This window comes from Synechocystis sp. PCC 6714, from assembly GCF_000478825.2.
Lineage (GTDB): Bacteria > Cyanobacteriota > Cyanobacteriia > Cyanobacteriales > Microcystaceae > Synechocystis.
Genome location: NZ_CP007542.1, coordinates 1,049,836 through 1,064,804, shown reverse-complemented (window position 1 = coordinate 1,064,804; position 14,969 = coordinate 1,049,836). Strand labels below are relative to the sequence as shown.

11 protein-coding genes are annotated in these 14,969 nt (G+C 45.9%); 8 read left to right on the top strand and 3 right to left on the bottom strand.

From position 1 onward, the window contains the following. Nucleotides 1–102: 102 nt before the first annotated feature. Nucleotides 103–1,032: a carbohydrate kinase gene (locus D082_RS04755; protein ID WP_028949224.1), complete on the bottom strand. Its 930-nt coding sequence runs from the start codon at nucleotides 1,030–1,032 to the stop codon at nucleotides 103–105. Between the two features lie 161 nt (nucleotides 1,033–1,193). Between D082_RS04755 and D082_RS04750 the strand changes: the two genes are divergently transcribed. The 5 genes from D082_RS04750 to fetB all read left to right on the top strand — a co-directional run bounded on the left by D082_RS04750 (nucleotide 1,194) and on the right by fetB (nucleotide 7,889). Next, on the top strand, nucleotides 1,194–2,612 hold the full coding sequence (locus D082_RS04750; protein ID WP_028949225.1) for a DUF2079 domain-containing protein: 1,419 nt from the start codon (nucleotides 1,194–1,196) through the stop codon (nucleotides 2,610–2,612). 18 nt (nucleotides 2,613–2,630) lie between these two features. Continuing rightward, nucleotides 2,631–5,576 (top strand): hybrid sensor histidine kinase/response regulator, encoded by a 2,946-nt coding sequence (locus D082_RS04745; protein WP_028949226.1) that lies wholly within the window; start codon nucleotides 2,631–2,633, stop codon nucleotides 5,574–5,576. Between the two features lie 411 nt (nucleotides 5,577–5,987). After that, nucleotides 5,988–6,395: a photosystem II protein Psb27 gene (psb27, locus tag D082_RS04735; protein WP_028949227.1), complete on the top strand. Its 408-nt coding sequence runs from the start codon at nucleotides 5,988–5,990 to the stop codon at nucleotides 6,393–6,395. Further along, entirely contained in the window at nucleotides 6,392–7,084 is a 693-nt protein-coding gene (rnc, locus tag D082_RS04730; RefSeq protein ID WP_028949228.1) for a ribonuclease III, read from the top strand. The genes psb27 and rnc overlap by 4 nt, the downstream gene beginning before the upstream one ends. A 25-nt stretch (nucleotides 7,085–7,109) precedes the next feature. Beyond that, on the top strand, nucleotides 7,110–7,889 hold the full coding sequence (gene fetB / locus D082_RS04725) for an iron export ABC transporter permease subunit FetB (RefSeq protein ID WP_028949229.1): 780 nt from the start codon (nucleotides 7,110–7,112) through the stop codon (nucleotides 7,887–7,889). A gap of 2 nt (nucleotides 7,890–7,891) precedes the next feature. Here the strand turns inward: fetB and D082_RS04720 are convergent, their stop codons facing one another. After that, nucleotides 7,892–10,555, bottom strand: a complete 2,664-nt coding sequence (locus tag D082_RS04720; protein WP_028949230.1) for a trans-splicing intein-formed DNA polymerase III subunit alpha N-terminal partner DnaE-N — start codon at nucleotides 10,553–10,555, stop codon at nucleotides 7,892–7,894. 362 nt (nucleotides 10,556–10,917) lie between these two features. On the opposite strand from D082_RS04720, the gene psbA reads away from it, so the two are divergent. Next, nucleotides 10,918–12,000: a photosystem II q(b) protein gene (gene psbA, locus D082_RS04715; RefSeq protein WP_028949231.1), complete on the top strand. Its 1,083-nt coding sequence runs from the start codon at nucleotides 10,918–10,920 to the stop codon at nucleotides 11,998–12,000. A 151-nt stretch (nucleotides 12,001–12,151) separates the two neighbouring features. Next, nucleotides 12,152–14,131: a biosynthetic arginine decarboxylase gene (speA, locus tag D082_RS04710; protein ID WP_028948925.1), complete on the top strand. Its 1,980-nt coding sequence runs from the start codon at nucleotides 12,152–12,154 to the stop codon at nucleotides 14,129–14,131. A gap of 19 nt (nucleotides 14,132–14,150) precedes the next feature. On the opposite strand, the gene D082_RS04705 is transcribed toward speA, so the two are convergent. Further along, complete coding sequence (locus D082_RS04705; RefSeq protein WP_028948924.1) at nucleotides 14,151–14,438, bottom strand: PepSY domain-containing protein; 288 nt, start codon at nucleotides 14,436–14,438, stop codon at nucleotides 14,151–14,153. Between the two features lie 275 nt (nucleotides 14,439–14,713). Between D082_RS04705 and D082_RS04700 the strand changes: the two genes are divergently transcribed. Then, nucleotides 14,714–14,965 carry a hypothetical protein gene (locus D082_RS04700; protein ID WP_028948923.1) on the top strand — a complete coding sequence of 84 codons (252 nt, stop codon included), beginning with the start codon at nucleotides 14,714–14,716 and terminating at the stop codon, nucleotides 14,963–14,965. Nucleotides 14,966–14,969: the final 4 nt, after the last annotated feature.

Below are 14,969 nucleotides of genomic sequence, written 5' to 3'. Positions count from 1 at the left end.
TTGTATAAACTTCTCCGAGATAATGATATGTAGAAGATTTTGGCCCATTAACCTTGAGTTTTCAAGTTTCATCTGCAATTACTTCATTTTGATGGGCAATGATTATTTGGCGATCGCCCCTGGATGGAGGGTGGTTAAAGCTCCCATGGCACTGGCATAGGTCACAGCCTGGCGACTGAGATTGCTATCTGTAAATAACTTTTCCCCATGGGTAAGGGCCTGGGCTAAAAATCCCGCCACAAAATTATCCCCTGCGCCGGTGGTATCCTGCACATTGACTTTAAACGCTGGAATTTCCCCGTAGTTTTCGCCCAAGGAATAGGCACAACCCTTTTCTCCCGCGGTCACTAGCACCCCTTGGAGATGGGGAAACTTGTCGTGGATGGTGACAGGATCTTGGCGACCAAAGAGCCAGACCGCTTCTTCGTCGGTGCATTTCAAAATTTCGGCCTGGGGAATCAGGGCTTGAATGCGTTCCTTTGCTTCTGCCTCATCCTGCCAAAAGACCGATCGCCAATTGATGTCTAAAAAAATCTTTACCTGATGCTGTTCTGCGAAGGCTACTATGCGCTCCGTGGCGGCCCGACTGTCGGGATAGGCCAGGGCAATGGTGCCCATTACTAGATATTGAGCGGATGCAAATAAAGATTCAGGGATCAAGCTGGGATCTACGGCAGTGTCCGCAAAATCCCCGGTGGAGTATTGCCCAAATCCAGCAAAATGGCGATCGCCGTCCAATGTGCGGGTAACGTAAACTAAACGGGTGGGTCGCTGGGGGTCAATTTGGAGGCCATCCAGATTTACTTGGCATCGCTGGAGAACACTTTTTAATTCTTGCCCTGCCCTGTCCATCCCCAAACGGCCAATGAAGGTGGAGGAAACTCCCTGTTTAACCAAAGCGCAGGCCACATTGGCGGGAGCACCACCGGGATAATTAGTCCAGGAATGCACCGATTCCAACGGTTGCCCCAACTGGTCGGCCAGACAATCAAACAACATTTCGCCAAAACATAGCACCTGGGCTGTGGCCACCGTTCACACCTCCTGACTTGGTGAGCTGATACTGTCCCTGGTTCCATCCTACTCCCCACTTAAATTCCCTTTGGCGATCGCCGTTCCGGGAAATTGAACCTGGGCCAGGGTTTGCTAATCTTGGGGGAGTTTTGGGCATTTTTCACCCCGCATTATCCCCCATGGAAGGAAATCAGTCCCCCGTTGAGCAAGTTATTCTCCCCCGTCCCCTGCTAATTGGCATGGCGATCGGTGCCCTTATTTTCTTTATCTGTGCCACGGTGCGCCATTGGCTTTTCCAGTCCACCGCTTTGGATTTGGGCTTTTTCGATCAGTCCATTTACCTGATTAGCCAAGGGGAATATCCCCGGGTTTCCTTTCGGGGCTTTCATATTTTGGGGGACCACGCCGCCTTTTTGGTCTATCCCCTGGCGATTTTTTATAAAATTTATCCTTCTGTTTATTGGTTATTTCTTATTCAGGCGATCGCCTTGGCTCTGGGGGCTTGGCCTACCTGGCAATTGGCAAAACAAACGGGGTTAGGGGAAAAAGAAAGTTTAACCATGGCTTTGGTTTATGGTCTATATCCCCTAATTTTTAATGTTAATTTGTTTGATTTCCATACGGAGGTGGTGGCCTTACCGGCCTTACTCTGGGCGGTGTGGAGTGCCAGGGCTAATAAATGGACAATTTTTGTCATTAGTTTAATTGTCATTTTAGCTAGTAAAGCAGTGCTTTCCCTAACCGTGTTTATGTTGGGCATTTGGTTGCTGATTTGGGAAAGAAAAAGATTGATGGGATTAGTTGCCACAGTGACCGGTTTAGCCTGGTTTATCATTGCCACTAAGGGGATTATTCCTGCTTTTAGCGGCGAAGAAGCGGCGGCGGTGGGCCGTTATAGTTTTCTCGGCGATTCGGTGCTAGAAATTATCATCAACTTAGTGTTGAAACCCCAAATTGTTTTAGGGGCATTATTTACCCTGGATAATTTATTTTATTTAGTCCTATTAACCGCACCCGTAATTTGGGGCATTTGGGGTAGAGCTTGGGCTATGTTTATCCCAGCTATTCCAGCTCTGTTTATTAATCTGGTTACCGATTATTTACCCCAAAAAGATTTAATTCATCAATATGCCATTCCCATCTTGCCCTTTTTATTATTGGTGGTGATGACCCATTGGTACCGGGGCAGTAGTTGGCTCAAGCAACCCCGCTGGATTATTCTCTGGACGATGATCGCCTTTTTAGCCCTGGGCAAATACACCTACTTTTTCGGGAGATACTGGCAACATTGGGGGCAGTTAGAAAATTTACAGGCGGCGGTGCAGTTGGTTCAACCAGGCGATCGAGTGTTGACTTCCCCCCACATTGCTGCTCACCTCAGCCATCGACCGGACTTGGAATTAGCCATCGAAGCGGAAGCACCCTTTGATTTAAACCGTTTTGATGCGGTGTTGTTACAGATAAACTATGCCGGTTGGGAAAATTCCCAGGGCACCGTAGAAACATTAGCCCAACAGGTGAGCGAAGACCCAGCTTTTGCGCCAGAATATCAAGACAATGAGGTGATTCTTTACCGCCGTTCTCCTGCCATTCCCTAGCCTTAGCTTCAGTTTTCCATGGGTAAAATTCTCCCTTTGTTGCAAAAATATTGGCTGTTGCCCTGTCTGCTGTTAGCCGGTTATGGGGGAAATTACTTTCGCTTACATTTATTCTTTGGTGTTGATTTTCTTTTTGGTAGTATTGCCACCCTATTAGTTATCGTTTACTTCGGCTTATTTTGGGGCTTAATTAGTGCGGCGATCGCCGGTAGTTACACCCTATTAATTTGGCACCATGGCTATGCATTAGTGGTAATTTTACTCGAAGCCTTAGTGGTGGCAATCATGTTACGTCAGAAGCAAAGGAACTTGGTGCTGCTTAATAGTTTATTTTGGCTATTAATCGGTATGCCTCTGGTTTATATTTTTTATCATTGGGGCTTAAATATGACCCCGGTGCCGGCTCGTTTGGTAACGTTAAAACAAGCAACTAATGGCATTTTTAATAGCTTAATTGCCAGCTTTCTAATTACTAGTTTTGGGCTGACAAATGTAACACTTCCTGTTCTTTTAAAACCTACTTACCCCCGCTGGCAAAGATTATCTTTTGAACAAACTTTATTTAATCTACTAGTTGCATTTATCTTTTTTCCTCTACTATTTGTTACCGTATTTAACGGTCAGGAATCTTTTTTGGAAATGGAAAAGCAAATGGCAGAGAATTTAACCTCATTATCTATTCCAGTTCAAAATTCCATTCAAGACTGGTATCAAAATCATTTAAGGGGAGCAGAGATTTTTTCCGAACAAATTCTGCCTCTGTTAACAGAAGTTAATCGGGGAAATGATGAACAGTTATTCTTCCTCTCCCTGGAAACGGAAACTACCCAAAAAGCTTTCGATGGTTTCAGCTATATTTACATCGGCGATCGCCAAGGAAAAATAATTGCCAGCTCCCCTGAGTTCAATGAAGTGGGTCAATCACGCTTAGGCTTGATTCAATCGCAAAAAGTGGCTAATTTTTCCCTTGCCCAACCAGGAATGAAAATTTCGCCACTGCATCGTACTAGCCTCGATATTAAGCCTCACATAAGCATCACCATTCCCCTGATGAATGACAATGGTTTACAAGGGTTTGTCAATGCCTCTTTAAATTTATCTAAAGCAGAAAATCTTTTATATGCAGACCGGGTTAATGATCAACTAAGCATTACCCTCACCGATGGCAAAAATCAAGTGGTAGCCAGTACCATTGCAAACCTTTTACCTCTGGAAGTTTACCAACCATTCCAAGCAGGAGAAATCCGCAATCTTGATGAAAATACTTACCATTGGTATCCGGATCAACCGGCAAATCCAACCCTCCGTTGGCGCAATTCCTACTATTATCATATTAGCTCTTTAGAAAATATTAATGGTTGGCAATTAATCATTGGTTTACCTGCCCAGGAAAGCGTTGAACAATTGCAAAGTCACTCCGTACAAAAACTAGGCTTACTATTGTGTTTGACCCTGATAGGCCTAGTAATTGCCATTGGCATTAGTAAGCGAGTTGCTAAGCCATTATTAACTTTAGCTAAGATTACCACCGACATCCCAGCCAAGTTACAATACCAGGGCTTAACTCCCGTTGCACTCCACAGTGAAGTCAGCGAAGTAGTGACGCTGAATGAAAACTTTAATGAAATGTTGACAACCCTACAAAATCAATTTAAAACTATTAAGCAAGCTCGGGACAATCTAGAAGTTAGGGTGGCAGAAAGAACCAACACATTAATAGCAATTAATAAGCAGCTAGCGGGGGAAATTGAAGAACGTCAACACATTGAAATAGAGCTGAGGAAAGCAAAAGAAAATGCGGAATTTGCCAATCGCTTTAAAAGTGAGTTTCTTGCCAATATTAGCCATGAAATCCGCACCCCAATGAATGCTATTCTTGGTTTTTGTGATTTACTCCTGCAGAAAAATATTAGCCCAGCTCAGACCGAAAGTTATCTCAATGCCATTAACTCCAGCAGTAAAGTATTATTGGTTCTCATTGACGATATTTTAGATATTTCCAAAATTGAAGCTGGCAAATTAATTATTAATGAGGAGCCGGTGAATCTAAAATCAACCTTGGTAGAAATTAAACAAATTTTTGACTACACAGCGGAGAATAAGGGGATAATTTTAATCACTCAATTAGATGCCAGTTTAAGCCAAGAAATTTATTTTGACGCGGTACGTCTGCGGCAGATTTTGTTTAACTTGGTGGGTAATGCGATTAAGTTTACTGATACAGGTCAAGTTTTTGTTTACATTGGTGTAGAGGACACGCACATTCAAAAATCCGATCAATATGTTTCTTTGGCCATTGAAGTTACCGATACAGGCATTGGCATTGCACCGGAAGATCAAAGCCGGATTTTTGATGTTTTTACCCAAAGTCAGGGACAAAGTACCCGAAAATATGGTGGCACTGGCCTGGGTTTGACCATTACCAAGCGGTTAACAGCATTATTGGGGGGAAGCATCAGTTTGCAGAGTCAACCGGGGGAAGGAAGTACTTTTATTTTACGTTTTCCTTCGGTGCGTTTGGTGGAAAATTCTGTCTCCGTCGACGGCGATCGCCTGGGTTTGACTGGCCAGCTGAACATTGCTGAGCAAAGTAAATCTTCTATTCCAGCAGAATCTTTTCCGGAAAGCATCGATAACGCCCTGTTGACCCAACCCACCGCCGTACCCCTACTGACCCCAGGCCAGCGGGAACAATTAATTTCCCTGTTGACAGAGCAGGAAAACGAAATTTGGCAAAGTCTGCGCCACACACTCATTTCCCGACAACTCAGAAACTTTGGCGATCGCCTCAGGAAGCTGGGAAAAGAACACCATTGGGATGGCTTAGAGGCCTACGGGCATGAAATCATCAAAGCATTGGAAAATTTTGATAGTCGCCACCTCGAAAAGCTTATGGGAGAATTTCCCCAATATAGGGCTAGCTTAATGGAGATTCCCCCCATTACCCCAACGGAGCGAGTTTAGCACCACTCCCGCCAAGCTTTTCAACATATCCACAGATCAGGGTTGAACCCGTCAGAGAATTTAACAAAAATTTAACAAAATTATGTTGTGGGAAGTCCCCCTCCCCACAGGCTGGTTTACTGGGAGAAGCAGAGGGCGGGATGTGCCTTGCGACTTAGCTTCGATTTTTGATAAAGTGACCTTGTTAACACGGCAACGGACAGCGAAAACTAAGCTAAATAAACAGCGAAATATTTTTGTAACCGTGGTTTTGTCCTCAGGAACTGGGGAGTCCGCCTATCAGCAGAATCTAAGGCTTACTATTTTTCGGAATGGAAAGTGATTCTTTGGATAGGAAGCTCCTTCCTGGATTTAACAGGGAGGGGTAGTTCAGCTGCAAAATCTAGTAATATTCCAGCGAGGGAACCCCCAGTGATGTCCTTTTTAAAAAATCAGTTGTCACGGCTGTTAGCTTTAGTTTTAGTAGTGACGATCGGTCTGACGGCCTGCGACAGTGGCACAGGACTCACCGGCAACTATAGCCAAGATACCCTAACTGTTATTGCTACTCTGCGGGAAGCAGTTGATCTGCCCCAGGATGCCCCCAATCGTCAGGAATTACAGGACACTGCCCGGGCCCAAATTAACGATTACATTTCCCGTTACCGCCGCAAGGGTAATGCCGGTGGACTGAAATCTTTCACCACCATGCAAACGGCCCTCAACTCCTTAGCTGGCTATTACACCTCCTATGGTGCTCGCCCCATTCCCGAAAAGTTGAAAAAGCGTCTACAACTAGAATTTACCCAAGCAGAAAGATCCATTGAACGGGGCGTGTGAACCATCCTGATTTACCTGCCATTGGGGATCCCCAGTTAAAGCTAGAGGCCCTGACCCATGGCTCCTATAGCAACGAACATCCAGGTACTCCTTCCTATGATCGGTTGGAGTTTCTTGGTGATGCGGTGCTGGGCTTTTTAGTGGGACAGATTCTCTTTGAACGTTACCCTCATTTTACGGAGGCAGAGCTGAGTCGTTTACGGGCCCAGTTGGTTAACCAAAATCAGCTAGCTTATCTGGCCAGATTTTTGGAAATTGGCCCAGAAATTCGCCTAAGCCGCAGTTTAGCAAGGGATGACGGCCAGGATAATCCCTCCATACTAGCGGACGTGTTTGAGTCTTGGTTGGGGGCTTCTTTCCTGGATGCTGGTTTGGAAACTGTGAGGGATTTTGTTGAAGAGCTATTTATTCCCATTTTGGAACAGTGGGAACAAAGCCAGGACGGGCGATCGCCAAAACCCTCCCCTACGGTGGACATAAAAAATATGCTGCAACAATGGGCTTTGGAGAAAACCAAACAGTTACCGGAATACACACTGATCGATACCGCAGGCCCTCCCCATGCCCGGGAATTTACTTTCACTGTTAGTGTGTCTGGCAAAGTCCAAGGAAAGGGTTCTGGCCCTAGTAAACAAATGGCCACCAAACAGGCGGCTCTGGATGCATTGAAAAATTTAGGATTGTTGTAGCTCAGGGAATAAGTGGAAAAAGGCCATGGAACATGCCTTAATCGAGTTGGATTGGGCCGATATTGGTTGGATGTTGGGACTGCTGGGCACGGCGATCGCCCTGTTGCAATGGCAGGGGCTAAATTTAACAGGGCAACTGCTCTGGGCCGGAGGGCGCACCATTCTGCAACTGATTGTGGTGGGCTATTTTCTGGCGGTGGTTTTTTCCCTAGATAATGCTGGGGCAGTGCTGCTGGTACTGGCCATTATGTTAACCATTGCCGCTGTGGTGGCCAGAAACCGCATTAATCCCCGGAGTCAATCCCTATTCGGCTGGCTCTGGCTTTCTTTGGGGGCTAGCACTGCCATTAGTTTGGGTTACGCCCTGGTAGTGATTATTCAACCTCCCCAATGGTATTCCCCCCAATATCTGATTCCTTTGACGGGGATGATTTTGGGACAAACCATGAACAGTGCCTCTTTAGCCGGCGAAAGGCTAGCCAGTGCTATTCAACAAAATCCTCGGGAAATTGAAACCCACCTTTGTTTGGGGGCCAGCCCTGGGCAGGCGATCGCCAATTACCGTCGAGATGCCATTCGTGCCAGTTTGATTCCCACCATTAACCAAATGATGGTGGTGGGTTTGGTCAGTTTGCCAGGGATGTTAACGGGGCAAGTGTTGGCCGGGGGTGATCCCCTCAATGCCTCGGTCTATCAGATTTTAATTATGTTCTTAATTTTGTTGACCAATACCCTCAGCACCATTGCCGTTACCGCCGCTGTTTACCGTCAATATTTCAATCAGTATCAACAATTATTAGTTTGAAATTACCCTGACGTAATGGGCAAAGTAGCCAGATTTTCAAGCTTGAGGTTCGTTAAGGTTAGCAAATCCATTTGCCGGGCAAAAATTTCCTCGATCGCCAATAGTTCATAATCGGTAGTCAAAAAACGGTGGTCAGGGGTAGCCCGAATCACCGAACCATCTTCCAATTCATATTCAAACACTTCCTGCACTCCCCGGTCATGCCATTGGGCGATCGCCTGGGTATAAATCCGACCCTGGGGATCAACGCTGTACACAGAACAATTAATTTCTTCGCCAACAATTTTACCAATGGATAATGGACCGTATTCAACGGTTAAAATTTCGGCGTCAAAGCTGAGGCAATATTCCGCAAACTTAACCATTTGGTCAAACAAATTTTCAGCTATGCGGGAAGGAACTCCATTTTTAGTGGAACCGTCGACAAATTTCGCCCGATGTTTTTGCATTTCTTCAGCTTTCTTTTTTCCCATGGCTCGCCGCAGTAGATCCGCTTCCCCTAGGGAATAACCAGCCAAATCCTGAGCCATTTTCATGATTTGCTCTTGGTAGACCAGAACACCGTAGGTCTCATTCAAAATTGGTTCTAAAAGTTTATGTTGATAGGAAATTTCTTCCCGACCGTGTTTACGATTAATAAAGATGGGAATTAGTCCCGCATCCAATGGTCCAGGGCGATACAAAGCTAGAATGGAGGAAATATCTTCAATGCCCGAAGGTTTGAGATCCCGCACAATTTGTTTCATGCCTTGGGATTCCAACTGAAAAATCCCCTCCAAATCCCCCGCTTCCAATAATTTGTGGGTTTGTTTAACGTCATCAGGTAACTTTTTAGAACCATTGCGAGCTCGAATTTGCAGGGCTTTACGCTCCTGTAAGGGCAAATCGTCTAAATCCAGTTGCACTCCCTTATTTTCTGCTATCAACTCCACTGCCCGTTGCAATGTGGTCAAGTTTTTCAAGCCCAAAAAGTCCATTTTCAAAAGACCCATGGCTTCCACGTCTTCCATGTAATATTGGGTAATTACAGCCCCATCATTATTTTTTTGCAACGGGACAATTTGATCCAGTGGTTCTGATGAAATTACCACCCCAGCAGCATGGACACCGAAAGTTTTGTTGGTGCCCTCGATGCGAATTGCCATGTCAATCCATTTTTTTACCCAGGGTTCGTTGTCGTAACGGGATTTAAATTGAGGTTCAGGGGTTTGGTCAGAAATCATCACTTTTAATTTGGCTGGCTTACCCCGGGAAACAGGAATCATTTTGGCCATTTTGTCTGATTCTGCGTAGGGAATATCCAATACCCTAGCCACATCTTTAAGCACCGCTTTAGAGGTCATGCGGTTAAAAGTAATAATTTGAGCAACTTTATCTTCCCCATACTTTCGGGTGACATACTCAATCATTTCATCCCGGCGATCGATGCAAAAATCCGTATCTACGTCAGGCATAGATTTTCGCTCTGGATTCAAAAATCTTTCAAATAAAAGACCATGGTGTACCGGATCAATATTGGTAATTCTCATGCAATAGGCCACTAAAGATCCCGCCGCTGAGCCCCGCCCTGGCCCAACGGGGATGCCATGGTCTCGAGCATATTTAATGTAGTCCCAAACTACAAGAAAATAGGTGCAAAAACCCATTTTTTCTAACATTCTTAATTCATATTCCAGACGCTCTTTGTACACCGCAGGAATATCGCTTCTCTCTCGGCATTTCAACCGTTCTAACAGACCATCCCAGGCAATGTCTTCCACATAGGTTTCGGGGCTATGGTTGGGGGGAATAGGGTAATGGGGAATGCGGGGTTCCCCTAAAATACTGTAGGGTTCAACTTTATTAGCTACTTCTAGAGTGTTGGCGATCGCTGTTTCGATAATTTCATCCGGTAAATGATCCCGAAAGAGCAAGTGCATTTCCTCGGCAGATTTAAGATACTCTGTACCGCTGTAGCGTAATCTTTTTTCTTCGGTAATTAACTTGCCCGTTTGAATGCAAAGGAGAGCGTCGTGGGCTTCTACATCGTTGCAAGAAATAAAATGGGAGTCGTTAGTAGCAACAATTTTGATACTTAACTCTTGGGCAATTTTGACCAGGTTAACATTAACCAAACGATCTTCCACTGAACCGTGGTCTTGAATTTCCAGATAGTAGTCATCACCAAATAAATCTTTATACCATTTTGCTACCTTACGGGCATGACCCAGATCACCTTTTAAAATAGCTTGGGGCACTTCTCCCCCCAGACAGGCACTGGTGACAATTAAACCTTCCCTATACTGCTCTAGCAACTCTTTGTTAATACAAGGTCGGGCAAAAATACCGCTGCCTTGAATACCTTTCAAGTTAGAAATGGTGGTGAGTTTAACTAAATTTCTGTAGCCCTGATTATTCTTCGCTAAAACTACCTGATGAAAACGACGGTGACGCTTATTGATTTCAATATCACCATTGATTACATACATTTCGTTGCCAATGATAGGCTTAATCGGTTTGCCCCGGCAGACTTTCAGCAACTCCACCGCCCCATACATCACCCCATGGTCCGTCAAGGCGATCGCCGGCATGCCCAGCTCAATGGCCCGGTCAATCAAGGCCGGTAATTGGGAAGCCCCATCTAGAAGGCTATAGTCACTATGGATATGAAGACCGACGAAGGACATGGCTAGCAGTTCAACAACAGACCCCCATGATAAACCCTTTGCCCTGGAGGCCATTGTCTAAATTTCACCCAAACCAGGATGGGCCAAATGAAAAACGAAGGCATTCGCCTATCTCCAAGATACCTGGGGAAATCTTTTAAATATTTCGTGTATTTGTTCTAATTTTATCAACCATGAGGCTACCGGTTCAATTGAACCATTGACAAGGCTCGGACTAGATTTTTTCAGAAAAGCCTTTACAAATCGTTACAATCTTGTTATGTTGATTACATACATACAAAACCGGCTGACGAGCGAGGAAACCTCCGAACTCAACGCCAAACCCTTCGAACCTTGACAAATACATAAGGAATCATAACCAAATGACTACGACTCTCCAACAGCGCGAAAGCGCTTCCTTGTGGGAACAGTTTTGTCAGTGGGTCACCTCTACCAACAACCGGATTTATGTCGGTTGGTTCGGTACCTTGATGATCCCCACCCTCTTAACTGCGACCACCTGCTTCATCATCGCCTTCATCGCTGCTCCCCCCGTTGACATCGACGGAATCCGTGAGCCCGTTGCTGGTTCTTTACTCTACGGTAACAACATCATTTCTGGTGCTGTTGTACCTTCTTCCAACGCTATCGGTTTGCACTTCTACCCCATCTGGGAAGCCGCTTCCTTAGATGAGTGGTTGTACAACGGTGGTCCTTACCAGTTGGTAGTATTCCACTTCCTCATCGGCATTTTCTGCTACATGGGTCGTCAGTGGGAACTGTCCTACCGCTTAGGTATGCGTCCTTGGATTTGTGTGGCTTACTCTGCCCCCGTATCCGCTGCTACCGCTGTCTTCTTGATTTACCCCATCGGTCAGGGCTCCTTCTCTGATGGTATGCCCTTGGGTATTTCCGGTACCTTCAACTTCATGATCGTGTTCCAAGCTGAGCACAACATCCTGATGCACCCCTTCCACATGTTAGGTGTGGCTGGTGTATTCGGTGGTAGCTTGTTCTCTGCCATGCATGGTTCCTTGGTGACCTCCTCCTTGGTTCGTGAAACCACTGAAGTTGAATCCCAGAACTACGGTTACAAATTCGGTCAAGAAGAAGAAACCTACAACATCGTTGCTGCCCACGGCTACTTTGGTCGGTTGATCTTCCAATATGCTTCTTTCAACAACAGCCGCTCCTTGCACTTCTTCTTGGGTGCTTGGCCTGTAATCGGCATCTGGTTCACTGCGATGGGCGTAAGCACCATGGCGTTCAACCTGAACGGATTCAACTTCAACCAGTCCATCTTGGATAGCCAAGGTCGTGTAATCGGCACCTGGGCTGATGTGTTGAACCGCGCCAACATCGGTTTTGAAGTAATGCACGAACGCAATGCCCACAACTTCCCCCTTGACTTAGCGTCTGGGGAGCAAGCTCCTGTGGCTTTGACCGCTCCTGCTATCAACGGTTAATTCCTTGATGTAACATCAACTGAATAATCGGCAAATGGCACTCTCCTATCATCGGGGGGTGCTTTTTGCCTGCCGAAAAAACCGGCGATCGCCAGGGACTCCAGACAGTTACCATTAGAAGACAAATCCATCCATCGTCAGTAGAGGAATTATGGGGGAAGAACCTTTGCCGGGGGAAAAACCATTGGGAAAGAAATCGAAGAAAAAAAATGCTCCCTGGAGTATTGAAGAAAGTGAAGCTCTTTACCGGGTGGATGCCTGGGGAGCGCCCTATTTTGCCATCAATGCGGCGGGTAACGTCACCGTCTCCCCCAACGGCGATCGGGGCGGATCATTGGATTTGTTGGAATTGGTGGAAGCCCTACGGCAAAGGAAGCTTGGGTTACCCTTGTTAATTCGTTTTTCTGATATTCTTGCCGATCGCCTGGAAAGATTGAATAGTTGTTTTGCCAAGGCGATCGCCCGTTATAACTACCCCAACACTTATCAGGCGGTTTATCCAGTTAAATGCAACCAACAGCGCCATTTGGTGGAAGCCCTTGTGCGATTTGGCCAAACTTCCCAGTGTGGACTGGAAGCGGGATCCAAGCCGGAATTAATGATTGCCTTGGCGACCCTGCCCCCCCCGTTAGATCGCCAGGATAAACACGCCAAACCTCTAATTATCTGCAATGGCTATAAAGACCAGGATTATTTAGAAACGGCCCTGTTAGCCAAACGATTGGGCCATCGTCCCATTATCATCATCGAACAACTGCGGGAACTGGAGTGGGTGTTGCATATCTCCCGGCAGTTAAACATCAAGCCCATGCTGGGGGTGCGGGCCCGGTTGAGCTGTCAGTCCCCCAAATCGTCGGAAACTTCTAGCCCCAAAGGCGATCGGGCCAAGCTTGGTCTAACCATGCCGGACATTGTGACGATGATTCATCGTCTGGAGGAGAATAACTGCCTTGATTGTCTGAAAATGCTCCATTTTCACCTGGGAACACAAATTTCAGACATTGCCCTGATCAAAGAAGCCATGCGGGAAGCTAGTCAGCTCTATGTCCAATTGGTCAAACTGGGGGCAAAAATGCGTTATCTCAATGTGGGTGGAGGCTTAGCGGTGGATTATGACGGTTCCAAAACTAATTATCCCGCCTCGAAAAACTACAACATGCAAAACTACGCCAATGACATTGTGGCGGCGATTCAGGATGCTTGTGACCTAGGCAATATTTCTCCTCCCATCTTAGTCAGCGAAAGTGGCCGGGCCATCATGGCCCATCAGTCGGTGCTGATTTTTGACGTCTTGGGCACCAATCAAATGGGTTTTAGCGAACCAACCCCTCCAGATAAAAATGCCCATCCCCTGCTCAAAAATCTCTGGGAATGCTACGAAACAATTACTCCCCACCAATATCAAGAACCTTACCACGATGCTCTACAGCTCAAGGCGGAAGCAAGTAGCCTCTTCAATTTTGGTTATTTAAGTTTGACCGAACGGGGGCAGGCAGAACAGATTCACTGGGCCTGTTGCCGTAAAATTTTTGAAATTACCAGGCAATTGGAATATATACCGGAAGACTTTCAAGCCCTGGACAAAATAATGACTGATATTTATTACGTTAATTTATCGGTTTTTCAATCAGCACCGGAATCCTGGTCCTTGGATCAGCTCTTTCCCATTTTGCCCATCCATCATCTCCATGAAAAACCCAGTCAGAGGGTAATTTTAGCTGATTTAACCTGTGACAGTGATGGTAAAATTGATCGCTTCATTGACCTGTGGGATGTCAAGCCCTACCTGGAAGTTCACCCCCTAGAAAATGATGGTAATCCTTACTATTTAGGGATGTTTTTAGTCGGTGCCTATCAAGAAATTATGGGCAATTTACATAACTTATTCGGTGATATTAATGTGGTTCACATTGCCACCACTCCCCAGGGTTATCAGATCGAGTCGGTGGTACGGGGGGACACCATGACCGAGGTTTTAGGCTATGTGCAGTACGATTCTGAGGATTTGTTGGAAGGTCTGCGACGGCATACGGAATTGGCCCTCAGCAACGGTCAGATTACCCTGGAAGAATCCCGACGGTTATTGGAAGATTATGAGCAGAGTCTGCGACGCTATACTTACCTAACCTGAATGGGGCAAGAGGAAGATTTCAATCCTCAGGCTCTTTTTTGATTACCTGATAATCACTATTCAGATAAATTTCGTATTCTCGACCATCGGCACAGACGGCATCATCGATTTCAAAGCGCCTTTTGTCAATGTCATACTCCGCATCGTCGAAGGATCTACAGCCCATGGCGTTGAGCGTCTGGACAATACGTTGCTGTTCCTGGGGGGTCACATCCCGGTCATTGCCCCTGGCGATCGCCGCAGTGAAGGTCATTTCCATTAGTACTATCCCTACAAGAAAATAGCTAAATTGTCTGATTAAATCCATGGTGATTTGTTTCTCCAATCAAAATTTTAGGCAACAGATTAGATAGGTATTTCTAAGGTAAACCCTGGGTGTTTATTTCCCAAACGAAAGCTTAACAGCTTGGCGATCGCCCACCCCGTCATCCTGTTGCCGAATTCTGGCCCAGCCCATGGGGGTTCACCACCAAAGCATTAAGATAGAAAGTGGAAAGCAGAAGTTGAGTAGGTTAGGGACCAATACTACTGGCTCATTGGGGTGGAACTGATGGGGAGTGTATGGAACCGGCATGGAATGGTATGAAAAATTTATTATTAACCTGGCTAGACCGTATTTTAATCGCCGATGTATTCCTGGTATTGCTGGGATTTCTCTGGTTTGCCATTGCGGTAGTGGGGGAATCTACCGGTATTCCTTTGGGCTATCAAGTCTGGCAAAAACTCTGGATACCTTTGTTTAACCCCGCCATTAGTATTTTAATTTTGGGGGCCCTCAGCAGTTGGGCTATCAAAAAACTCTCCCAATGGTTTACCGCTAAAGAAGGAAATTAAAACC

What these genes read in the sequence shown, in the direction of transcription:
- D082_RS04750 (WP_028949225.1), top strand. Translation starts at nt 1,194, where the DNA reads ATGGAAGGAAATCAGTCCCCCGTTGAGCAAGTTATTCTCCCCCGTCCC.
- D082_RS04745 (WP_028949226.1), top strand. Translation starts at nt 2,631, where the DNA reads ATGGGTAAAATTCTCCCTTTGTTGCAAAAATATTGGCTGTTGCCCTGT.
- fetB (WP_028949229.1), top strand. Translation starts at nt 7,110, where the DNA reads ATGGAACATGCCTTAATCGAGTTGGATTGGGCCGATATTGGTTGGATG.
- D082_RS04720 (WP_028949230.1), bottom strand. Translation starts at nt 10,555, where the DNA reads ATGTCCTTCGTCGGTCTTCATATCCATAGTGACTATAGCCTTCTAGAT.
- psbA (WP_028949231.1), top strand. Translation starts at nt 10,918, where the DNA reads ATGACTACGACTCTCCAACAGCGCGAAAGCGCTTCCTTGTGGGAACAG.
- speA (WP_028948925.1), top strand. Translation starts at nt 12,152, where the DNA reads ATGGGGGAAGAACCTTTGCCGGGGGAAAAACCATTGGGAAAGAAATCG.
- D082_RS04705 (WP_028948924.1), bottom strand. Translation starts at nt 14,438, where the DNA reads ATGGATTTAATCAGACAATTTAGCTATTTTCTTGTAGGGATAGTACTA.
- D082_RS04700 (WP_028948923.1), top strand. Translation starts at nt 14,714, where the DNA reads ATGAAAAATTTATTATTAACCTGGCTAGACCGTATTTTAATCGCCGAT.